The organism is Mesorhizobium sp. B2-2-4 (genome assembly GCF_006442375.1).
Classification (GTDB): Bacteria; Pseudomonadota; Alphaproteobacteria; order Rhizobiales; family Rhizobiaceae; genus Mesorhizobium.
Window position 1 is genome coordinate 504,989 of sequence record NZ_VFWB01000003.1, and the last position, 22,042, is coordinate 527,030.

Annotated in this window: 20 protein-coding genes and 1 tRNA gene; 11 read left to right on the plus strand and 10 right to left on the minus strand. The window is 64.9% G+C overall.

From position 1 onward, the window contains the following. The first annotated feature begins 146 nt into the window (after nucleotides 1-146). Together FJ959_RS10755 and FJ959_RS10760 are read left to right on the plus strand one after the other, a co-directional pair. Complete coding sequence (locus FJ959_RS10755) at nucleotides 147-1,490, plus strand: glucoamylase family protein (RefSeq protein ID WP_140630128.1); 1,344 nt, start codon at nucleotides 147-149, stop codon at nucleotides 1,488-1,490. Beyond that, entirely contained in the window at nucleotides 1,480-3,009 is a 1,530-nt protein-coding gene (locus FJ959_RS10760; RefSeq protein WP_140630131.1) for a mercuric reductase, read from the plus strand. Before FJ959_RS10755 ends, FJ959_RS10760 begins: the two co-directional genes overlap by 11 nt. 31 nt (nucleotides 3,010-3,040) lie before the next feature. Here FJ959_RS10760 and FJ959_RS10765 read toward each other — a convergent pair whose 3' ends face one another. Together FJ959_RS10765 and FJ959_RS10770 are read right to left on the minus strand one after the other, a co-directional pair. Continuing rightward, complete coding sequence (locus FJ959_RS10765) at nucleotides 3,041-3,622, minus strand: DUF1349 domain-containing protein (protein WP_140630134.1); 582 nt, start codon at nucleotides 3,620-3,622, stop codon at nucleotides 3,041-3,043. Nucleotides 3,623-3,679: 57 nt separating this feature from the next. Further along, on the minus strand, nucleotides 3,680-5,119 hold the full coding sequence (locus FJ959_RS10770; protein WP_140512893.1) for an aldehyde dehydrogenase family protein: 1,440 nt from the start codon (nucleotides 5,117-5,119) through the stop codon (nucleotides 3,680-3,682). A 265-nt stretch (nucleotides 5,120-5,384) separates the two neighbouring features. Between FJ959_RS10770 and FJ959_RS10775 the strand changes: the two genes are divergently transcribed. From FJ959_RS10775 to FJ959_RS10795, 5 genes are all read left to right on the plus strand, one after another. Next, nucleotides 5,385-6,044, plus strand: coding sequence for a TetR/AcrR family transcriptional regulator (locus tag FJ959_RS10775; protein ID WP_181165292.1), 660 nt, complete (start codon nucleotides 5,385-5,387; stop codon nucleotides 6,042-6,044). 94 nt (nucleotides 6,045-6,138) lie between these two features. Beyond that, nucleotides 6,139-7,392, plus strand: coding sequence for a sarcosine oxidase subunit beta family protein (locus FJ959_RS10780; protein ID WP_140630136.1), 1,254 nt, complete (start codon nucleotides 6,139-6,141; stop codon nucleotides 7,390-7,392). A 71-nt stretch (nucleotides 7,393-7,463) separates the two neighbouring features. Beyond that, entirely contained in the window at nucleotides 7,464-7,730 is a 267-nt protein-coding gene (locus FJ959_RS10785) for a sarcosine oxidase subunit delta family protein (RefSeq protein WP_140564976.1), read from the plus strand. Next, complete coding sequence (locus FJ959_RS10790) at nucleotides 7,727-10,609, plus strand: sarcosine oxidase subunit alpha family protein (RefSeq protein WP_140630138.1); 2,883 nt, start codon at nucleotides 7,727-7,729, stop codon at nucleotides 10,607-10,609. Before FJ959_RS10785 ends, FJ959_RS10790 begins: the two co-directional genes overlap by 4 nt. Then, on the plus strand, nucleotides 10,602-11,120 hold the full coding sequence (locus FJ959_RS10795; protein ID WP_140497233.1) for a hypothetical protein: 519 nt from the start codon (nucleotides 10,602-10,604) through the stop codon (nucleotides 11,118-11,120). The genes FJ959_RS10790 and FJ959_RS10795 overlap by 8 nt, the downstream gene beginning before the upstream one ends. Here the strand turns inward: FJ959_RS10795 and FJ959_RS10800 are convergent. From FJ959_RS10800 to FJ959_RS10810, 4 genes are all read right to left on the minus strand, one after another. Beyond that, the gene (locus FJ959_RS10800; protein ID WP_140630140.1) at nucleotides 11,110-11,595 is read right to left on the minus strand and encodes a hypothetical protein; all 486 of its coding nucleotides are present in this window, start codon (nucleotides 11,593-11,595) and stop codon (nucleotides 11,110-11,112) included. The two genes, FJ959_RS10795 and FJ959_RS10800, sit on opposite strands and share 11 nt — an antisense overlap. Before the next feature lie 37 nt (nucleotides 11,596-11,632). Continuing rightward, nucleotides 11,633-11,788: a hypothetical protein gene (locus tag FJ959_RS31690; protein ID WP_181168359.1), complete on the minus strand. Its 156-nt coding sequence runs from the start codon at nucleotides 11,786-11,788 to the stop codon at nucleotides 11,633-11,635. Nucleotides 11,789-11,844: 56 nt separating this feature from the next. Beyond that, nucleotides 11,845-11,920 (minus strand) — tRNA-Ala (locus tag FJ959_RS10805). Between the two features lie 173 nt (nucleotides 11,921-12,093). Beyond that, nucleotides 12,094-12,483: a TIGR02300 family protein gene (locus FJ959_RS10810; RefSeq protein WP_140497238.1), complete on the minus strand. Its 390-nt coding sequence runs from the start codon at nucleotides 12,481-12,483 to the stop codon at nucleotides 12,094-12,096. A gap of 207 nt (nucleotides 12,484-12,690) precedes the next feature. Here FJ959_RS10810 and aroA point away from each other — a divergent pair, with 207 nt between their 5' ends. From aroA to rpsA, 3 genes are all read left to right on the plus strand, one after another. Beyond that, the gene (aroA, locus tag FJ959_RS10815) at nucleotides 12,691-14,049 is read left to right on the plus strand and encodes a 3-phosphoshikimate 1-carboxyvinyltransferase (RefSeq protein WP_140630142.1); all 1,359 of its coding nucleotides are present in this window, start codon (nucleotides 12,691-12,693) and stop codon (nucleotides 14,047-14,049) included. A gap of 263 nt (nucleotides 14,050-14,312) precedes the next feature. After that, nucleotides 14,313-14,963, plus strand: coding sequence for a (d)CMP kinase (gene cmk / locus FJ959_RS10825; protein WP_140497244.1), 651 nt, complete (start codon nucleotides 14,313-14,315; stop codon nucleotides 14,961-14,963). 203 nt (nucleotides 14,964-15,166) lie between these two features. After that, on the plus strand, nucleotides 15,167-16,864 hold the full coding sequence (gene rpsA, locus FJ959_RS10830; protein WP_140497246.1) for a 30S ribosomal protein S1: 1,698 nt from the start codon (nucleotides 15,167-15,169) through the stop codon (nucleotides 16,862-16,864). Between the two features lie 111 nt (nucleotides 16,865-16,975). On the opposite strand, the gene FJ959_RS10835 is transcribed toward rpsA, so the two are convergent. The 4 genes from FJ959_RS10835 to FJ959_RS10850 form a co-directional block, all read right to left on the minus strand. After that, complete coding sequence (locus FJ959_RS10835) at nucleotides 16,976-17,683, minus strand: SDR family NAD(P)-dependent oxidoreductase (RefSeq protein ID WP_140630144.1); 708 nt, start codon at nucleotides 17,681-17,683, stop codon at nucleotides 16,976-16,978. Nucleotides 17,684-17,895: 212 nt separating this feature from the next. Further along, on the minus strand, nucleotides 17,896-19,476 hold the full coding sequence (locus FJ959_RS10840; RefSeq protein ID WP_140630146.1) for a 5-guanidino-2-oxopentanoate decarboxylase: 1,581 nt from the start codon (nucleotides 19,474-19,476) through the stop codon (nucleotides 17,896-17,898). Continuing rightward, complete coding sequence (locus FJ959_RS10845) at nucleotides 19,476-20,147, minus strand: TetR family transcriptional regulator C-terminal domain-containing protein (protein WP_140497252.1); 672 nt, start codon at nucleotides 20,145-20,147, stop codon at nucleotides 19,476-19,478. Before FJ959_RS10845 ends, FJ959_RS10840 begins: the two co-directional genes overlap by 1 nt. Beyond that, a complete protein-coding gene (locus FJ959_RS10850; RefSeq protein ID WP_140559773.1) occupies nucleotides 20,117-20,989 on the minus strand; it encodes a dimethylarginine dimethylaminohydrolase family protein in 873 nt (290 codons plus the stop codon). The genes FJ959_RS10845 and FJ959_RS10850 overlap by 31 nt, the downstream gene beginning before the upstream one ends. 211 nt (nucleotides 20,990-21,200) lie before the next feature. Here FJ959_RS10850 and FJ959_RS10855 point away from each other — a divergent pair, with 211 nt between their 5' ends. Further along, nucleotides 21,201-22,016, plus strand: a complete 816-nt coding sequence (locus FJ959_RS10855) for an ABC transporter ATP-binding protein (RefSeq protein ID WP_140559774.1) — start codon at nucleotides 21,201-21,203, stop codon at nucleotides 22,014-22,016. The last annotated feature ends 26 nt before the right edge of the window (nucleotides 22,017-22,042 follow it).

Here is a 22,042-nt window from a genome sequence, read left to right on the forward strand (position 1 = left end):
CTGGACAAGCGTACAATGGCCGAAGCCGGAACCCGGCAACGGCAACAATGAGGGCGAAGACATGACCATGCGTGACAGATCGGCCCGCGCGCAATTCCTGCACCTTTCCCCGGCAATCGCGACGACCAGACCGGAGCTTGCCGCATTTGCTTAAAGTCGAGCCTGCCATCCTGTCGGACGACGACCTTCTGGATCGTTTCCAGCGCGCGGCCTTCGGCTATTTTCTGGAAAACGTGAACCCCGAAAACGGGCTGGTCGCCGACACGTCGCGGCCGAATTCACCGGCCAGCATCGCGGTCGTAGGCTTTGCGCTCTCCTGCTATCCGATCGGGGTCGAGCGCGGCTGGATGGCGCGGGAAGCGGCGGTGAAGCTGACGCTCGCCGCGCTGCGTTTCTTCTGGACCAGCACGCAAGGCAGTGGCGCTGATGTCACCGGCCACAAGGGTTTTTACTATCATTTCCTCGACATTCGCACCGGACTTCGGGTGTGGCGCTGCGAACTGTCGATGGTGGATACGGCATTGCTGATGGCCGGCATTCTCGTGGCAGGCGCCTATTTCCGGGGCGACAATGACGAGGAAGCCGAAATCCGCCGGCTGGCCGAGGCGCTCTACCGGCGCGTCGACTGGCGATGGGCGCAAGGCAGCAGTCCGACGTTGCGACAGGGCTGGAAACCGAAGAGCGGCTTTCTCCACTATGGCTGGGAAGGCTACAATGAGGCGACGATCCTCTATGTCCTGTCGATGGCCTCGCCCGACAGCCCGACGTCCGACGACAGCTACGCGGGCTGGACGGCGACCTATCAGTGGGAAAACATCTACGGCTACGACGTGCTTTATGGCGGTCCGTTGTTCATGCACCAGTTCTCTCATGCCTGGATCGATTTCGCCGGCATCCGCGATGCTTTCATGCGCGAGAAGAATTCGGACTATTTCGAAAACAGCCGCCGCTCGACCTACCTCCACCGCGACTATGCTCGGCACAATCCCCATGGCTATGACGGCTACGGAGAGAACCTCTGGGGGCTTTCGGCCGGGGACGGACCGGGCGGCTTTCGCAGCAGCATACAACGGCGGCGGCGCCGGTTTTCCGGCTACGTCGCGCGCGGTGCGCCCTTCGGGCCGGACGACGGCACGATCGCGCCGTGGTCCTATCCGGCGTCGCTGCCTTTTGCGCCTGATATCTGCATGGCGGCGCTGCGCCATCTCGCGGATCGCTACCCCCAGGTGATCGACAATTTCCGGCTGCCGAGCGGCTTCAACCCGACACTGGCCAACCGGCGAAAATTTGGCCGCGACGGCTGGGTGTCGGAAGGCCATTTCGGCCTCGACCAAGGCATCGTGGTGATGATGATCGAGAACCACCGCTCGCGCCTGGTGTGGGAGCTGATGCGTTCCAACCAGTGCATCCGCCGCGGCCTGAACAAGGCGGGGTTCACAGGCGGATGGCTGTCGCAGTCGGCAAGCCCGGATGGCCGCGATGTCGCTTGAAAGGACGAAAGCTGCCGGTTTTCCGGCCGACCACAATGATGTCGAGCTGGTCAGGGGCGCCCATCCGCCGCATTGGCGAAACCCGCCGCCCACCGGACCATACAATCTCGTCGTCGTCGGCGCCGGGCCGGCCGGCCTGACGGCGGCGAGCGAAGCGGCAAGCCTCGGCGCGAAAGTGGCGCTGATCGAACGCGGGTTGATCGGCGGCACCTGCATCAACACCGGCTGCATCCCGTCCAAGTCGATCATCCGCACATCCAGGCTCTATGCCGACATGCGCGATGCCGAGAATTTCGGAGCCGATGCGCCGGACCATCTTCGCGTCGATTTCCAGCGCGCGATGACCAGGATGCGGCGCATCCGGCAACGGATCAGCCATGCCGACAGCGCAGAGGCGCTTGCTGCGCTGGGCATCGACGTTCATTTCGGCGAAGCCCGGTTCGACGGAAGCGATTGCGTGACCGTCGCGGGAACGACGCTGCGCTTCCGCAAGGCGCTGATCGCGACAGGCGCGAGGCCGGAGTTTCCATCCATTCCCGGCCTGGTCGAGGCCGGCTATCTCAGCAACGAGACGATGTTCGACCTTGTCGACTGCCCGAAGCGGCTGCTGGTCATCGGCGGCGGGCCGCTTGGCTGCGAGACAGCGCAGGCCTTCTGCCTGCTCGGTGCGAAGGTCATCCTGGCGCAGAGCGATCCGATGTTCCTGCCCGGCGAGGAACGCGACGCCGCGCAGATCCTTTCGGAGGCGCTGGCGCACGAGGGGGTCGAGGTCCGACTGAACACCGAAGTGGTGGCGGTGCGCAGGGAAGGCGACAAGAAGCTCGCCGACCTGGTGCGGGACGGCGACACGACGACCATTTCCGTCGACGAGATCATCACCGGCATAGGCCGCTCGCCCAATGTCGACGGTCTTGGCCTCGACGAGGCGGGGGTTGCCCACGATGCCAAAGGCATCAAGGTGGACGATTATCTCAGGACCTCAAACCCGCGCATCTATGCGGCGGGCGATGTCTGCCTCGACTACAAATTCACGCATACCGCTGAAGCAACAGCCCGCATGGTCGTGCAGAACGCCCTGTTTCTCGGGCGCAAGAGGCTGAGCGAATTGGTGGTTCCGTGGTGCACCTACACCGATCCGGAAATCGCCCATGTCGGCCTCTATCCGGTGGAGGCGCGCCGCGACGGCATTCCGGTCAAGACCTATACGGTGCTGATGCACGATGTCGCCCGCGCGGTGATGGACGGCGAGGAAGAGGGTTTCGTCAAAATCCATGTCAGGGAAGGATCAGACCGCATCCTCGGTGCGACCGTGGTCGCCGCCCATGCCGGCGAGATGATCAACGGGGTGTCGCTCGCCATCAGGTCGGGCATGGGATTGCACGCGCTGGCCGACGTCATCCATCCCTTCCCGACACAGGCGCAAGGCATCAAAATGGCCGGCGACGCTTACCGGCGAACGCGGTTCACCCCTTTGTGGAGGCATCTGGCGGCACGCTGGCTGGCGTGGTCCAGGCGATGACACTTGTGTCCCGTCGGCGTTGGCGCGGGCTTCAGCCGTGCAGGTCCCGCGAAATCGGCGGGCCGACCGAAAAGCCGGTGAAGGTGACCTCGAAGCCTTCGCGCTGCGGCGAACAGCACATCATGCCGACATCGACCGCCTTCGAGACCGGGAAGTAGGCGAGCCGCACCGGCTTCCAATGACCGTCGGAGACATCCAGGTACTGGACGCGGATGGTCTCGGCATGGCGGGTCAACCGGATCGCAACGCCATCCGGACCGGCCGGAATGGTGGCCAACGACCAGTCCGAGGCATCGTTGGTGACGACGACCGAGAAATACATCACGCCGTCGGTGTATTCGATGCCGGCCTTGATCCAATGCGTTTCGCTGAGGCGGAGCATCAGCCCCGCCTGGTCGTAGAGCACCTCATAGCGTCCGGTGACGGTGACTTCCGCGGTGAAATCGCCCTCTACGCGCTTGTAGAGGAAATGGCCGTTGTCGCGCCAGAAACCATAAAAAGTCTCGCGCCAGAAATCCGTCTCCTTGCCGGTGCGCACATGAACCGCATCGCCGTCGATGGAATGATGCGGCGGCGGATTGAGCCAGGTCAGATCCTTGTCTTGAACTGTCATCGCCTTGTCTCTTGGTGCACGCGAAGGCTTCGCCGGCCCGGTCAGCCGGCGCCCCGATCAGCCTGCAAACGTGTAGGCGGTCTTCACGGTGGTGTAGAATTCCATGGCGTATCGGCCCTGTTCGCGCGGACCATAGCTCGAGCCCTTGCGGCCACCGAAGGGAACATGGAAATCGACACCCGCCGTCGGCAGGTTGACCATCACCATGCCGGCCTCCGAATTGCGCTTGAAATGCGTGGCGTGCTTGAGGCTGGACGTGCAGATGCCGGACGTCAGCCCGAATGGCGTATCGTTGGCGACGGCGAGCGCCTCGTCGTAGTCCTTGACGCGGATGACGCTGGCAACAGGCCCGAAAATCTCCTCGCGCGAGCTGCGCATGGCGTTGGTGGCATCGGTCAGCAGCGCCGGCCGCAGGAAGAAGCCCGGCGTCTTGCGGTCGAGCCGCTCGCCGCCGAAGGCGAGCGTGGCGCCTTCCCTGACGCCGATGGCGATATAGTCTTCGTCCTGCTTGAGCTGCGTCGCATCGACAACGGGACCGATCTGGGTCTGCGCGTCGAGCGCATCTCCGACGACCAGTTTGTCCATCCGTTCCTTGAGCGCTTCGACGAAACGGTCATGAATGCCGTTCGTCACGATCAGCCGGGACGAAGCCGTGCAGCGCTGGCCGGTCGAGAAGAAAGCGCCGTTGATCGCGCAATCGACAGCCGTAGCGAGGTCGGCATCATCGAGCACCACCAGCGGGTTCTTGCCGCCCATTTCGAGCTGGAACTTGCGCATGTGCTCGACACTCGCCGCGGCGACGCGCTTGCCGGTGCCAACCGAGCCGGTGAAGGTGATGGCGTTGATGTCCGGGCTGTCAAGCATCGCCTGGCCGACCACCGAGCCCTTGCCCATGACGAGGTTGAGCACGCCCTTGGGCAGGCCGGCACGGTGCAGTATGTCGACGATGGTCCAGGCGCTCTCGGGAACGAGATCCGCCGGCTTGAAGACGATGGTGTTGCCGTGGGCAAGCGCCGGAGCGATCTTCCAGGCGGGAATGGCGATCGGGAAGTTCCACGGGGTGATGATGCCAACCACACCGACCGCTTCGCGCGTGATCTCGACACCGACGCCCGGCCGCACGCTAGGCACGACTTCGCCCGAGAGGCGCAATGTCTCACCGGCGAAGAAATCGAAGATCTGGGCGGCTCGAATGGTCTCGCCAATGCCTTCGGCCAGCGTCTTGCCTTCCTCGCGCGCAAGGTTGCGGCCGATCTCGTCCTTGCGCGCCAGGATCTCGTCCGACGTCTTCTTCAGCACCGCGTGACGGACCAGCAGACCCGAGCGCGACCAGGCGGGAAAGGCCGCCTTGGCCGCGGCGATCGCCTGTGCCGCCTGTTCGACACCTGCGGAAGCGTATTCGCCGACGATGTCGCCGGTATCGGACGGGTTGATGTTGCGGGAGCCGGCATCGCCGACCCACTCGCCGTCGATGAGGTTCTGTCGAAGCGGTGCCATGTCGTGTCTTTCCTGCTGGTTCGCCGCGCGGCGGCATCTGTGTGATTGTATTTGCCAGACAATTGCGCTGCGGGAAAGCACGCTTTGCGCGGGCGGCCGCGACAAAGTCTCTCGGTTCGCGGCCCCGCGCGACCTGCTGCCCGCGTCGCATCGTCCTTGGCCCAACAGGTTCGGCGACACATCGTTCCAATCACCGCGAAACGGGTCTGTACATATATGTCCATAGTCTTGATTTGCCCGGGGCGGCGTGTCATGCGTCGTGCCGATGGAAGCCACCGACACGACAACCCAGCGCGCCGGCGCCACCGGCAACATCAAGGTCACTCGGGAAGACTGGCTCAAGCTCGCGCTTGAAACGTTGATTTCGGACGGCGTCGAAAGCGTCCGTGTGCAGACGCTCGGCCAGAAGCTCGATGTGTCGCGTTCCAGTTTCTATTGGTACTTCAAGAGCCGCCAGGACCTGCTCGACCAATTGCTGGATTATTGGCGGCAGACCAATACAAGGTTCATCGTCGAACGCGCCGCGCGGCCTTCCGCGACCGTCATCCGCGGGGTGATGAGCATCTTCGAGTGCTGGGTGGACGAGAAGCTGTTCGATCCGCAGCTGGATTTCGCGATCAGGGCGTGGGCCCGGCGATCGCCCGCCATCAGGCGGGCTCTCGACGAGGCCGACGAGGAGCGCGTCGACGCCATTCGCGACATGTTCAGGCGCCACGGCTATGACGAGGAAGACGCCTTCGTGCGCGCCCGCGTGCTCTATTTCATGCAGATCGGCTACTACTCGCTCGAGCTCGACGAACCGATGAGCAGCCGCCTGCCGCACGTCGCGTCTTATCTGCGCAGCTTCACCGGCCAGGAGCCCACGGCGCAGGATGTCGAGGATTTTTCACGCTATGTCGAGGAAACGCTTTCGCGCAGCCGTTAGCAACAGCCGCCGCTTTCACACCGCGGCAAGAACTAGACATACATGTACAATGGCGTTACGCCTCAGTCATTGAACCAACCTCTTCAAGCACGCCATGACCAGACGCTATTCCGCTTTGTCGCTCTTGAGGGAAGGCCTCGCCGGCCAGACCGGCTGGGAGCCGGCCTGGCGCTCGCCCGAGCCGAAGCCGTCCTACGACGCGATCGTCATCGGCGGCGGCGGTCACGGGCTGGCGACGGCCTATTACCTGGCAAAGAATCACGGCATCGCCAGAGTAGCGGTTTTGGAAAAGGGCTGGATCGGCGGCGGCAATACCGGCCGCAACACGACCGTGGTGCGCTCCAACTATTACTATCCGCAGAGCGTCGAGCTCTATGGGCTGGCGCACCGGCTCTATGAGGGACTGTCGAAGGACCTCAACTACAACGTCATGCTGTCGCAGCGCGGCATGGTCAGCCTGTGCCACTCGACCGGCGAAATGGAGATCGGGGCACGCACAGTCAATGCCATGCAGATCAACGGCATCGATGCGGAGCTGTTTTCGCCCCAGGATGTGCGCCGGGTGGCGCCGATCTACAATTTCACGGCCAATGCGCGCTTTCCCGTGTTCGGCGGCATCTGGCAAAGCCGGGCCGGCACCGCGCGCCACGACGCGGTCGCCTGGGGTTATGCACGGGCCGCGAGCCGACTCGGCGTCGACATCATCCAGAACTGCGAAATCACCGACTTCATCGTCGAGGGCGGCCGCTGCCGCGGCGTCCAGACGACGCGCGGCGCCATCCGCGCGGACCGCATCGGCATGGCCGTGGCAGGACATTCCTCGGTGCTGGCGGCCAAGGCCGGCTTCCGCCTGCCGATCAATTCCTATGCGCTGCAGGCCTGCGTAACCGAACCGGTCAAGCCGATCCTCGACACGGTGGTGCTGTCGCCCGGCACGGGCGTCTATGTCAGCCAATCCGACAAGGGCGAGATCGTCATCGGCGGCGGGCTCGACCGCACTCCCTCCTATGCCCAGCGCGGTAACCTGCCGACGCTGGAGGGGGTGATCGCGGGGCTGTTGGAAATGTTCCCGATCTTCGGCCAGTTGAAGCTGATGCGGCAATGGGCCGGGATCGTCGACGTCGTGCCCGACTCCTCGCCGATCATCGGTCAATCGCCACTGCCCAATCTGTTCCTCAATTGCGGCTGGGGCACGGGCGGCTTCAAGGCGATCCCCGCCGGCGGCACGCTTCTGGCGAACCTTTTGGCAACGGGCGGGCACAACGACATCAGCCGCCCCTTCGATCTCGACCGCTTCGCCAGCGGGCGGCTGATCGACGAAGCGGCTGGTTCCGGCATCGCGCATTGATGCATGTCGCGCAAAAGCGCCGAGCGGCCTTAGGGCAACGACATGCATAAAGACGAAGACTGAGGTTTGCCATGCAGCTTTTCCCTTGCCCGTTCTGCGGCCCGCGCGACGAGACCGAATTCCACTATGGCGGTGATGCCGGCAATGTCAGGCCTGATGGCGCCGAGGTGCCGATCGAGCATTGGGCCAACTATCTCTATCTGCGCTCCAACCCAAAAGGCGCGGCGCGCGAGATATGGGTGCATATGAACTGCGGCGAATTCTTCGTCATGGAGCGGGACACGGTTACGCACAAGGTGCTGTCTTCGGCTGCCCTGGGCTGGGAGCACGCGGCGTGACCGCCTCGCGCCTTAGCACGGGTGGCAGCGCCATCGACCGCTCGCGCCCGATCCGCTTCAGCTTCGACGGCGCCACCGTGCAGGGATTCACAGGCGACACCATCGCCTCCGCGCTGCTGGCCGCCGATGTCGCGGTCGTCGGCCGCAGCTTCAAATACCACCGGCCGCGCGGCATCTGGGGCGCGGGCGTCGAAGAGCCGAACGCGCTGGTGGATATCAGCGGCCCGCAGACGACGCCGAACACGCGTGCGACGACCGAGCCGGCGCGCGACGGGCTGGTCGCCAAAAGCGTCAACGCGACACCCAATGCGCTGGCCGACCGCAACGCCTTCCTCGACCGCTTTTCCCGCTTCATTCCGGCCGCCTTTTACTACAAGACCTTCATGTGGCCGGACTGGCACATGTTCGAGCCGCGCATTCGCGCCATGGCGGGACTGGGTCAGGTCGACAAGGACTGGACGTCGCCCGGCCCGGCCGACCAGATCAACCATCATTGCGACGTGCTGGTGATCGGCGCCGGACCGGCCGGGCTGGCAGCGGCAAGGCTGGCGGCCGGCGCGGGCCGCTCCGTCATGCTGGTCGACGACCAGCAAAAGCCCGGCGGATCGCTCGGTCACCGAGTTGGCGAGATCGACGGCAAACCGGCCGCCATCTGGGTCGAGGAGACGGTTGCGGGGCTTTCCGCCGGCGGTCACCTGGTCCTGCCTTCGACCACCGCTTTCGGTATCTACGACCATAATCTGGTCGGGCTTAACCAGCGGCATTTCGACGGCCGGCCGGACACGCTGTGGCGGGTCAGGCCGCGCCGGATCGTGCTGGCGACGGGCGCCATCGAGCGGCCCCTGCCATTCGCCAACAATGACCTGCCGGGCATTCTCTCGGCGGACGCAGCGCTCAGCTATCTCAGGCGCCATGCGGTGCTGGCCGGCCGCCATATCGTCGTCGCCGCAAACAATGACAGCGCCTATGAAGTGGCGGAGGCGGCCGCCGAGGCTGGCGCCGACGTCACGCTTGTCGACATCAGGCGCGACGGTATGCCCGCCGCGCCCGCCAAGGTGCGGATGCTCAAGGGCCGCGCGCTCACCGCCGCGGCCGGCAAGCTGCGCGTCGAGGGTGTGATGCTGGACGACGGCACCAGGCTCGATGCCGATTGCGTGCTGGTGTCGGGCGGCTGGACACCGACCATCCATCTCTTCGGCCAGGCCAAGGGCAAGCTCGCCTGGAGCGAGGCGCGCGCGGCCTTCCTGCCGGGCGACCCGGTCGAGGCCATAGCGGTGGCCGGAGCTGCCGCCGGCGCGGTTTCGTTGTCGGAGGTATTCGCCGGTTCGCAGAAAGCCGTCGCGTCGCTCGGCCCGACGAAGGCAGCAGTGTCGCGCGGCAGCGGAACGGAGGCGACCAGCGGGATAGTAGCGGCATGGCCAACGCCGGGTTCGAAGGGACGCATCTGGATCGATTACCAGAACGACGTGACGGTGAAGGACATAGAGCTGGCGGCGCGCGAAAATTTCGTCTCGGTCGAACATCTGAAGCGCTACACGACGCTCGGCATGGCGACCGATCAGGGCAAGACCTCCAACCTGCCGGGCCTGGCGCTGATGGCCGGGATCACCGGCCGCACGGTGCCGGAAGTCGGCACCACGACCTATCGTCCGCCGTTCACGCCGGTTCCGCTGGCGAGCTTCGCCGGCGCGCGCGGCGGCGAACTGATGGCGCCGGTGCGGCGGCTGCCGCTGGAGAGCGTGCATCGTGCCAGCGGCGCCGTGTTCCAGGAGTATGGCGGCTGGCTGCGCCCGGCCCACTACGGCGGCGGCGGCGATACGGATCGCTCGATCCAGGACGAGGCGCGCCGCGCCCGCCAGTCCGTCGCATTGTTCGATGGCTCGACGCTGGGCAAGATCGAGGTGATCGGACCCAAGGCGGCCGCGTTCGTCGATTTCGTCTATTACAACACGATGTCGACGCTGAAGCCGGGCCGCTGCCGCTACGGCTTCATGTTGTCCGAGAACGGCGTGGTCTTCGATGACGGCGTGCTGGTGCGGCTGGACGAGCATCGCTTCGTCGTGTCGTGCTCGTCCTCGCACGTGGCCGCCGTGCATGCGCGACTGGAGGAGTGGCGCCAGGACCGGTTCGGGCGCGGCGCGGTCTACATCCACAACGCCACCGCGGAAATGGCGACCCTGACCGTTTCGGGACCGAACGCCCGGAAACTGCTCGAGACGGTTGATCTCGGCCTTTCGCTCGAGGATGGCGAGCTGCCGCACATGGCGGTCGGCCAGGGCAGCTATGACGGCGACGAGGTGCGCATCACCCGCGTCAGCTTCACCGGCGACAGAAGCTACGAGATCTCCATCCGGGCCGATCGCGCGGAGTCCTTGTGGGCGCGCCTGCGCGACGCCGGGCAGGCGTTCGATGCGGTTGTCATCGGCCTCGAGGCGCTGATGATCCTGCGCGCCGAGAAAGGCTTCATCGTGATCGGCAAGGACACCGACGGCACCAACCTGCCGCACGACCTCGGCGTCGAGGGCCCGCGGGCAAAGCGCCAGACCGAATTCGTCGGCCGCCGCTCGCTGTTCACCGAAGAGGCTTCGCGCGGCGACCGCATGCAGCTGGTCGGGCTGACGGTGCCGTCCGGCGAAGCGCCGCTGCCAACCGGTGCGCATGGCATCAAGCGCAGCGGCGGCAAGCTGCGCAGCCAGGGCTTTGTCACATCGAGCTACCGGAGCCCCACGCTTGGCCGGCCGGTTGCGCTCGGCCTGATCGAGCGCGGCGCGGCCCGCCACGGCGAAACGATCGAAATCCAGCATCTCGGCAAGGCGATGACGGCGACGATCACCTCGCCATGCGCCTTCGACCCGGCAGGAGACCGGCTCAATGCGTGATCTCGCCCAAAAATGGCCGGTAGCGCCGGACTGGCAGTCGGCAACCATCAGTGCACCGGGTCTCGAGGCGCGCACGATCCCGGGCCTTCACCAATTGCTGGTCAGCGGCAACCTCGACGCCTGGGCGCGGAGATCCGGCATGGATGGCAACGGCGTGGGCGCCTTTGGCAGCGCGCAAGGTGACCGCTATGCGGCGCGTCTGGCGCGCGACCGCCTGCTCGTCGTGTCGAGCACACCGCTCGCCATCGCCGCGGGTTGGCGCGCGGAAGGTTTCGCGGTGACGGCGATCAGCGCTGGACTTCATGTGTTCGAGGTCAAAGGCTCGGCGATCGACGCTTTCATCGCGCGCGGATCAACGCTTGACCCAAACAAGGAAAGCGCCAGTGCCGCACTTTCCTTCGCCGGCGTCAGCGCCATCGCCTACCGCCACCGGGACCGACTGCGCATCCATGTCGATCGCGGCCTGGCATCCTATCTCTGGACGTGGATCGAAACGGCTCTCAGAGCGTGAACGACCAGAACAGGCAGGCCAGCGTGGCCGCCGCGAAGATAACGAAAAACAGACTGCGCAAGAGCACGTTGCGGCGAAGCTCGTTCATGACGAAGTGGCAACCGACGATAGCCGCCGCAAACAGGAACCGCCAGTTCAGCAGCGCCCATAGGGCGTCGCGCTGGCCGAATGCCCATCTGGCGACGAGACCGCCTACGATGGAGGCAAGGAGCACGATCACGGTCCAGAAGATGGCATCGGCTGCATGGGTGAGCACGATGCTGGCGGCTCTGATCGGCAGGATCATCATCAGCAGCGCGCTGAAGAAATAGACAGCGGCGAGTGGTATGAACATCCCGGCATCGGCAATGCCGTCGAGGCGCCTGACGCCGATCGCACCGTAGGGGTAGCCGTGCCTGGCCACCACCAGGCTCAAGGCCATGAGCAGCGCTGTCAGCACCGCGACCAGGGCGAAGGACGTGAGGGCTTTGCTCATGACGGTCCCGTTCAAAGCGAATCAAACAGGAACCGTTTTAGTCAATGGCCGCATATTGCGTAAGCACCGGCGCGCCCGACGGCAGCGAAATCGGCAGGCAGCCCAGCATCAGTGGAGCGGGCGGCCAGAACGAAACCGCCGCGTCGACCGCCTGAGCGGCGCGCTTCAGGCTGCGGCGGGCAGCGATGTCCAAAAATTCCGAAGCTGAATCCGGTTTCTACAACCCCGAAATTTGGAAAAGTGACTGTTTGGTGGAGCCAATCGGAATCGAACCGACGACCTCTTGAATGCCATTCAAGCGCTCTCCCAACTGAGCTATGGCCCCACTTCCGGCAGTCAACCGGCGCCGTTTCCGGCGAAGAGATCCGGCGCGGGTTGGAGACCGCGCCGTTAGTGCAGGCGGCTTCTAACCCCGCCCTTCGTCAATATCAAGCCTTCATCAGCGGCTTTTTCTTCACAAGCTGCGAAAGCCGGCAAACGCTTGCGTTCCCGGCCTTGTCAGACCTCGTCGTCGTCGTCGCCGACGCCGATCATGTCGGCGACATCGTCGTCCTCTTCCTCTTCGTCGGCGAGGAACGTATCGTCCTCGTCGTCGCCCAGGTCGACATCATCCTCGTCGTCGCCGAGATCGGGCAGATCGTCGCCCTTGACGTCTTCGTCAGCCTCTTCGAGCGAGACGACTTCTACGCCCTCCTCGTCCTCGGCGTCCACTTCCTTCTCGGCCACTTCCTCTTCCTCCTCGAGGGCGGCGATCTTGCCTTCCTCGAAATAGGAACGCGGATAGGTCTTGCCGGTGTAGGGCGAGACGATCGGGTCCTTGTTCAGGTCGTAGAATTTTCGACCCGTTTCAGGGTCGATACGCTTTGTGCCAAGTTCGGTTTTTGCCACGGCAAGCCTCGTCGATAAAAGAGTGGTCCCCTTAACCACTGTTTGCAGCGCTGTCAAAGCCAAAAGCCGGCGTCACAAAACCATGCGTTGAAAGGCCTAGCGTCAAGCGTCGACCATGGGGGATGACCATTTCGGCCCACCGTGATACGAGACCGCCGCAACAAATGAAAAGCGCCGGCCCGCCGGCATTCCGTCCAGGGAAATTCCATGTCTCACGCCGCCGCTTCCAAGCCGGCCACCGCCCGTAAATGTCAAGCGCTTTCCGGTACGGCGCGCGTGCCGGGCGACAAGTCGATCTCGCACCGCTCCTTCATGTTCGGCGGGCTCGCCTCCGGCGAGACCCGCATCACCGGCCTGCTCGAAGGCGAGGACGTCATGCGCACCGGTGCCGCCATGAAGGCGATGGGCGCGCATATCGAGAAGCGCGGCGACGAATGGGTGATCCGCGGCACCGGCAACGGCGCGCTGCTGCAGCCGGAAGGGCCGCTCGACTTCGGCAACGCCGGTACCGGCTCGCGGCTGACCATGGGGCTGGTCGGCACCTATGACATGGAAACGACCTTCATCGGCGATGCTTCCTTGTCAGGCCGGCCGATGGGCCGCGTGCTGGAGCCGCTGCGCCAGATGGGCGTGCAGGTGCTGAAGGCAACGCCCGGCGACCGCATGCCGATCACGCTGCATGGGCCAAAGCATGCCGCCCCGATCACCTATCGCGTGCCGATGGCCTCCGCGCAGGTGAAATCGGCGGTGCTTCTCGCCGGCCTCAACACGCCCGGCATCACCACCGTCATCGAGCCTGTCATGACGCGCGACCACACCGAAAAGATGCTGAAAGGCTTTGGCGCCAATTTGTCGGTCGAGACCGACGAGCGCGGCGTGCGCCATATCTTCATCGAGGGCCAGGGCAAGCTCACCGGCCAGACGATCGCCGTGCCGGGCGACCCATCCTCGGCCGGCTTCCCGCTGGTGGCCGCGCTGATCGTGCCGGGTTCCGACATCGTGATCGAAAACGTGCTGATGAACCCGACCCGCACCGGGCTGCTTTTGACTTTGCAGGAGATGGGCGGCCAGATCGAGATCTTGAACCTGCGTAACGCCGGCGGTGAGGATGTCGCGGACCTGCGCGTGCGTTACTCCGAACTCAAGGGCGTCACCGTGCCGGCCGAGCGGGCGCCGTCGATGATCGACGAGTATCCGGTGCTGGCCGTTGCCGCCAGCTTCGCCGAGGGCGAGACCCTGATGCAGGGGCTGGAGGAACTCAGGGTAAAGGAATCCGACCGGCTGTCGGCGGTCGCCAATGGACTGAAGCTTAACGGCGTCGACTGCACAGAGGGTGAGGCATCGCTCGCGGTGCGCGGAAAGCCCGGCGGCAAGGGGCTCGGCGGCCATCCCAATGGCCCGGACACGACCGTGCAGACGCATCTCGACCACCGCATCGCCATGAGCTTCCTGATCATGGGGCTGGCGACCGAGAAGCCGGTGACCATCGACGACGCCAACATGATCGCGACAAGTTTCCCGGAGTTCATGAGCCTGATGACGGGGCTTGGGGCGGAGATCGGGTGAGAGTTGATGGGTTGGGGCCAAACTGAAATGCCGGCAGGACAGCGCCCCCCTCTGTCCTGCCGGACATCTCCCCCACGAGGGGGGAGATCAGCCGTCACAGCGGCCTTCGCAAATCGCCCGCGTTGCAGAAGTGAGCGAGGCGTCGGAACTGCCAATCTCCCCCCTTGTGGGGGAGATGTCCGGCAGGACAGAGGGGGGCGCGACGGATCGCAAGCTCTCTCCGGACCGCTACGCTGTTCGGTTTCAGGTATGCTGGCCTGCCAATGACACACGTCTTCACCATCGCCATCGACGGTCCGGCCGGAGCCGGCAAGGGCACCCTCGCCCGGCGTCTGGCCGATCACTACCGACTGAACCTGCTCGACACCGGCCTCACCTACCGTGCCGTCGCCCATGCCTTGCTGCGGCTTGGCTTGCCGCTCGACAATGTCTCGGCGGCAGAGACGGCAGCACGTCAGGTCGACCTGGCGAAGCTCGACCGGGCCGTGCTGTCGGCGCATGCGGTTGGCGAAGCTGCCTCGAAGGTCGCGGTGTTTCCGACCGTGCGGCGCATCCTGGTGGAGAAACAGCGCGAGTTTGCCAAATCCCCCCCGGGCGCCGTGCTCGACGGTCGCGACATCGGCACCGTGGTGTGCCCCGATGCCGACATCAAACTCTATGTGACCGCGAGCGCCGAGGTGCGGGCAAGGCGCCGGCTGGCGGAGATCGAGAGCATCGGCGGCACGGCTGATTTCACCGAAATCCTCGCCGATATCCGGCGCCGCGACGAGCGCGACATGGGCCGCGCCGACTCGCCCTTGAAGCCTGCCCCCGACGCGCACTTGCTTGATACCAGCGAAATGGCTATAGAAGCCGCGTTTCTCGCGGCCAGAGCTGTCATCGACGACGTGCTGTCCAAGGGAAACAAGGCCTGATCCGGGTTTTCCCTCGAGTTTCCGTTGCTGGAGGCAAAGGAAATACCCATATCGGGCACGAACCAGCCTGCCAGCATTCTTCATGCGCCGGACTTGCCGCCTCAAGCGGCCAAGGGCTCTTTGCCCGGAACGCCGGCAGGCCAACGCAACGCTAACCCACGGCGCACGCCCCGCTAAAGATGCGGGGTATTCCAGGAGAAACAATGTCTGTAGCAAATCCCTCTCGCGACGATTTCGCGAGCATGCTCGAAGAATCATTCACCGCCGGCCATTCCGGCGAGGGCCAGGTTGTCCGGGGCACGATCACCGCGATCGAAAAGGACATGGCCATCATCGACGTCGGCCTCAAGGTCGAAGGCCGCGTGCCGCTGAAGGAATTCGGCGCCAAGGGCAAGGAATCCACCCTCAAGGTCGGCGACACGGTCGAAGTCTATGTCGAGCGCATCGAGAACGCGCTTGGCGAAGCCATGCTGTCGCGCGAGAAGGCTCGCCGCGAAGAGAGCTGGGTGCGTCTCGAAGAGAAGTTCACCAAGGGTGAGCGCGTCGAAGGCGTCATCTTCAACCAGGTCAAGGGCGGCTTCACCGTCGACCTCGACGGCGCCGTGGCGTTCCTGCCGCGCAGCCAGGTCGACATCCGCCCGATCCGCGACGTGTCGCCGCTGATGCACAACCCGCAGCCTTTCGAGATCCTCAAGATGGATCGCCGCCGCGGCAACATCGTGGTGTCGCGCCGCACCGTGCTCGAGGAGAGCCGCGCCGAGCAGCGTTCGGAAATCGTGCAGAACCTCGAAGAAGGCCAGGTGGTCGAAGGCGTGGTCAAGAACATCACCGATTACGGTGCGTTCGTCGACCTCGGCGGCATCGACGGCCTGCTGCATGTCACCGACATGGCATGGCGCCGCGTCAACCATCCGACCGAGATCCTCAACATCGGCCAGACGGTCAAGGTGCAGATCATCCGCATCAACCAGGAAACGCACCGTATCTCGCTCGGCATGAAGCAGCTCGAGAGCGATCCGTGGTCGGAGATCGGCACCAAGTTCCCGATCGGCAAGAAGATCAAAGGCACCGTCACCAACATCACCGACTACGGCGCGTTCGTCGAGCTGGAGCCGGGCATCGAAGGCCTTATCCACGTTTCGGAAATGTCGTGGACCAAGAAGAACGTGCATCCCGGCAAGATCCTGTCGACGACGCAGGAAGTCGATGTCGTGGTGCTCGAAGTCGATCCGGCCAAGCGCCGCATCTCGCTCGGTCTCAAGCAGACGCTGGAGAACCCGTGGGAGGCTTTCGCTCGCAGCCATCCGGTCGGCAGCCAGGTCGAGGGCGAGGTCAAGAACAAGACCGAGTTCGGCCTGTTCATCGGCCTGGAAGGCGACGTGGACGGCATGGTGCACCTTTCCGACCTCGACTGGACCCGTCCGGGCGAGCAGGTGATCGAGGAGTACAATCGCGGCGACATGGTCAAGGCGCAGGTGCTCGACGTCGACATCGAGAAGGAGCGCATCTCGCTCGGCATCAAGCAGCTGGCCCGCGACACGGTTGGCGAAGCGGCGACTTCAGGCGAGCTGCGCAAGAACGCCGTCGTCACCTGTGAGGTCATCGGCGTCAAGGATGGCGGTCTGGAAGTGCGGCTGGTGGAAAGCGGCATCGAGACCTTCATCAAGCGCTCCGACCTTTCCCGTGACCGCGACGAGCAGCGCCCCGAGCGCTTCACCGTCGGCCAGAAGGTCGACGCCCGCGTCATCGCCTTCGACAAGAAGACCCGCAAGCTGCAGGTCTCGATCAAGGCGCTGGAAATCGCCGAGGAGAAGGAAGCGGTCGCCCAGTACGGCTCGACCGACTCCGGCGCCTCGCTGGGCGACATCCTGGGCGCCGCGCTGAAGAAGCAGGGCAGCTAATCGCCCTTTCGCACAGGCCCGAAACAAAACCCCGCCGGAGCGATCCGGCGGGGTTTTTCTTTGTCGGAAACTCGGACGCAGCCCGAGGATCGTCGGAATCAACTATGCGCCTTATGCGCGACCGTAGAGCGGCACCAGCGTGCCGCTCATCGCCTGGTTGGCGGGCGAGGCAAGGTAGGCGATGGCCTCGGCCGCCGCTTCGAGGCTGACCCATTTGCTGAAATCGGCATCCGGCATGTCGGCACGGTTGGCCGGCGTGTCGAGCGTCGAGGGGGCCACCGCATTGACCAGGATGCCCTGGTGCTTCAGCTCTTCCGCCATGGCCACCGTCATCGCCGCGACCGCTGCTTTGGAGGCGGCATAGGCGACCATGCCCGAGCCGCGGCGCGGATCAAGCCCGGCGCGTGCCGTCACATTGACGACGCGGCCGGCGGTGCCCGCCGCCAGCATCGAGCGCACCGCCGCACGGCTGCACAGGAACGCGGTGCGGGCATTGGTATCCATCATCTCGGCAAAGGAGGCGGATTCGATCTTCTCCACAGGCGCCTTGGCAAAGCCGCCGGCCAGATGGATCGATCCCCACAGGGCGGGAACCTGGGCATAGAAGGCTTCGACCTTGGCGGAGTCCGACAGGTCGACATTGTGTGCCAGCCTGACGTTCTCGTGGGTGGTGAAAGGGAAATGCCAAGGTGCCGCGGCATGGGCGTTCGGCACATGGCAGACCGCGCCCTCGCCCAGCAGCTTGCCGACGACCGCGCCGCCGAGCGCACCGGTCCCACCGGTCACAACGATGTGCCTGCCCTGAAGTGTTTCCGTCATCCTGGACCGCTCCTGTCTTTTTTTGATTATGTCGCTTGTTTCGCCGCGCCGACGCGAAGCGTCGCGCCTTTCGTGCGATCACTCAATTGATATCTCGACATGGCAGCCGTCGCGTCTTTGCATGTGTCGGGCAGCGGCGACTGTTGCCGCGCAAAAGCCAAGCCGGCGAATGACCACGATGCAGGTAGGAAAATCGACGCCGGCGTGAAGCTTCAATCGACCGTGATTTCGATGACGCGCGGCAACCCCGTTGCCCGGGCGCGCTTCAGCGCGAGTGGCAAGGCGCCGGTATCGGCGATCCGTTCGGCGCCGATGCCATAGGCCTCGGCCAGTTTGCAGAAATCCGGCGGTGCCGGGGACACGCCGACGGGTTCCACGCCGACGTCGAGCATCGAAGTCTCGATCTCGCGATAGCCCCTGTTATTCCAGACGACGAAGATAACGGGTGCCGCGGCATCAAGCGCCGCGCCAAGCTCGGGTAAGGTGAACTGGAAGCCACCGTCGCCGGTGAGGCAAACGACGGGCGCGTCGGGCATGGCGAGCGCCGCGCCCACCGCCGCCGGCGGGCCGTAGCCCAGCGCGCCGAAGCCGGTGGCGGCGTTGAACCAGCCGCCCGGCCGGTCGTGATCGTAATAGAGGTTGGCGGCGTAGACGGGCTGGGTGGAGTCGCCGACGATGATCGCGCCCGGCAGGGCGTCGCGGATGGCTTCCACCGCATGGACCTGCGCCGCATGGACGGGGGTCAGTTCGGCGCGAGCCGCCTTTCGCGCCGCCGCGGCGCGGTTCTTCCCGTCCTGCCTGCCCGCGTCGACCGAGCCGAGCGCGGCAAGCAAGGCTTCGATCGCCTCGGCGCAGTCGGCCTGGATGGCCACCGTCGCCGTACGGCGCGCCAGCTGATCGGCGCCGATGTCGATGCGGATCAGATTGGCCGGCAGGACAAATCCGCCATCGCCATAGCCGTCATAATCGGTCGGGCCGAACTCGGTGCCGGCGGCAATGACCAGATCGGCCTCGCCCATCAGCGCGCGGACGGCTTTCAGGCTGGGACTGGCCGGTACGCAGAGCGGATGGCGGTGGAGCAGGCCGCGCGCATTGGTCGTCTCGACGACCGGCGCGTCCAGCCTTTCGGCCAGGCGCCGCAGCGCATCCTCGGCACGCTTGGCGCCGCCGCCGGCCAGAATGAGCGGGAGCCTAGCCGCCGCACAAAGGTTGGCCGCCGCGGCGATGGCCGTCGCCCCGGCAGCCGGTGGCGCGGCGTTGCTCAGCACCGCCGCGATCCCATCGGCAGGCTTGACCATGACGTCGGTCGGAATCTCGATATGCACCGGGCCCGGTCGCGATGAGGAAAACAGCGCGAAGGCACGGGCGAGCGCGCCGGGCAGTTCGCTGGCCTCGGTGATGCGTTGCGAAAACAGCGCCACCTTTTCCATCATGCCGCGCTGGTCCGGCAGTTCGTGCAGGAAGCCCAGGCCCTTGCCTAGCGTCGGCGTGGCGTTGACGCCCGAGATCACCAGCATCGGCACCGAATCGGCGCGCGCCTGCCCCATGGCGGTGATGGTGTTGGTCAGCCCCGGGCCGGTGATGACGAAGGCGACCCCCGGCCGGCCGCCGGCGCGCGCATAGCCGTCGGCCATGAAGCCCGCGCCCTGCTCGTGGCGCGGCGTGACATGGCGGATCCTCGAACGCGCCAACCCGCGATAAAGCTCGACCGTGTGGACGCCGGGAATACCGAACACGGTGTCGACGCCATGCGCCTCGAGCAGTGAAATCAACGCTTCGCCAATGGTGGTCATTAGTGTTCTCCCCTTTCCGGCTCGAGGCCGAGCTCGGCTTCGACAGCCTTGATCCCAATCGCCGCCAATTCGCCGGGCGAGAACATCTCGCCGGCCAGGCAGCCTTCGATCCAGAGTCCGTCGATGATCGCGTTGATCGCGATGGCATGGTGGCGCAACTGGCTTGCGTCCGGCTTGCACTGTTCGGCGGCGAGCACTTCGGCCACAACCGCCTCCACCTCGTTGCGAAAGCCGAGATAGCCTTCGCGGTGGGCACGGGCCAGGGTCGGATCCGCACCGGCGCGGCCGATGAAGGTTGCCCAGAGCGAAAAAACCCGCGCGTCGATGATCGGCGCGTTGAGGTTGGCGGTGACGAAAGCCGCAAGGCGTTGCCGCGGCGAGGCATCTTCCATGACCAATGCTGCTTTCGCCTGCTCGGTCATGCGCCCGACCAGTGCCGTATAGGCCTCCTGCAGCAGTTCTTCCTTGCCGGGGAAATAGTGCCGGATCAGCCCCGCGGTGACGCCGGCACGCAATGCGATGGTGCGCAAGGTGGCGCCCTGCAGCCCATGTTCGGCCACGCTGTCCAGAGTCGCCTCGATCAGATCCTGCCGCCGCCGCTCCTCGCCCTCGCGACGAAACTTGCGGCGGGATGGCGCATTCATTGGCGCAGGATCGGCCGCGTCAGGCATGTCGGCCCACCTTCGCAGGCGATGCAGAGCGCATCCGCCTCGAAGACTTCAACCATGCAGCCCGCGGCCTCCATCGCGGCCTTGGTCTTGGGAAAGCCTGCAACGGCAATGACGTTGAGCGGGCTAGTCGGCAGTACGTTAAGGCTGAGGCCGTTGGAAGCAGCGAACTCCTCGGCATCGCCTTCGACCAGCCGGATGCCGCGTGCCTTCAGCATTTGATAGAACGGGGCCGGCAAAAGCGGCGAATAAACCAGCGCGAGGTCGTCGGCCAACGGGCTGATCACCGACATCAGGTGCAGGCACGCCTCTTCGCCCTGCCACAGCGGCAGATCAAAGCCGTAGACGGAAACGCCCAGCGGCGTCAGCAGGTTGGAAACCTGCTGGATGCCTTCCTGGTTGGAGCGGACACCGCGCCCGATCGCCAGCGTGCGGGCGTCCACCCAGACACAATCACCGCCTTCGACCTGACCAGGAGCCTCGACGCGGCCGAGGATCGGAATGCCCAGCCTTGTGTAGGTTTCCTCATGCAGCGAGGGCTCCCTGGCGCGTAATGGCTTACCCATGGACAGGATCAGCGCGCCGCGACCGGTCATCAGCGATGGGTCGTGCGTGAACACCGAATCCGAAAGTCCGTCGGCCTTGTCTTCGATCCATTCGATTTCAGCGCCGGAAGCCGCTACCAACTCAGCAAGGGCCGCGTGCTGCGAGGCAGCTTTCGCCGGATTGAACCCCGGGCCATAGTGCCAGGCAGATCTGTCGGCGTCGCGCATGGCGTTGGCCGCCGACCGCATCAGCACGCGCCGCAGCGTCGCCGCCATGGACTGTGATCCGAAAGCGCTCATCGGTGCCCTTTTTAGCTGAAAAAAATCGAGAAAATTTCATGAAAGGCTATTTATACACTTGCACAACAAGGCCGCAAGTGCCGTAATGAGCGGGATTGACGGGCTCGCGCAGTTGGGTCCATGCTGAAGTCTGGAGCGGGGCAGTACAGCGTATGTTGATTAGCCGGGTAGACGTTCGACGAGCTGCCATCGACTACACGGAGGTCACCTGTTGAGCACGGCGGGAGTTGCCGCAGCCCCATCCGGTGAGGCGCAAAATGGCGCCGCCGAAGCCATCCACGTCGAGAACCTGCACAAGAAATTCGGTGAGCTGCATGTGCTGAAGGGCGTCTCGCTGTCGGCGCGCGACGGCGAGGTCATCGCCATCATCGGCGGTTCGGGCTCAGGCAAATCGACGCTGTTGCGCTGCATCAACTGCCTGGAGAATCCGACCAGCGGCATCATTCGCGTGAATGGCGAGGAGATCAAGCTGAAGGCCGACAGCCACGGCCATACCGTGCCGGCCGACCGCAAGCAGATCGAACGCATCCGTTCCAAGCTCGGCATGGTGTTCCAGAATTTCAATCTGTGGAGCCACATGACGCTGATCGAGAACGTCATCGAGGTTCCCGTGCATGTGCTGGGCGTCAAGCGCGACGCGGCGATCGCCCAGGCCGAAAAGCTGCTCGTCCGCGTCGGCCTCGCCGAAAAGCGGGACGTCTATCCGGCCTATCTGTCGGGCGGCCAGCAGCAGCGCGCCGCGATCGCTCGCGCATTGGCGATCAATCCGCGCGTCATGCTGTTCGACGAACCGACCTCGGCGCTCGACCCCGAACTGGTCGGCGAGGTGCTTAGAGTGATCGGCGATCTGGCGCGCGAAGGCCGCACCATGGTGCTGGTCACCCACGAGATGAAGTTCGCGCGCGAGGTCGCGACGCATGTCGTCTATCTCTACAATGGACTGGTCGAGGAGGAAGGCCCGCCGGAGCAGATCTTCGGCGCGCCCAGATCCGAAAGGCTCAAGCAATTCATTCGCAACATCGGCTAGCAAACCGAGGGCGGAAGAAAACCGGG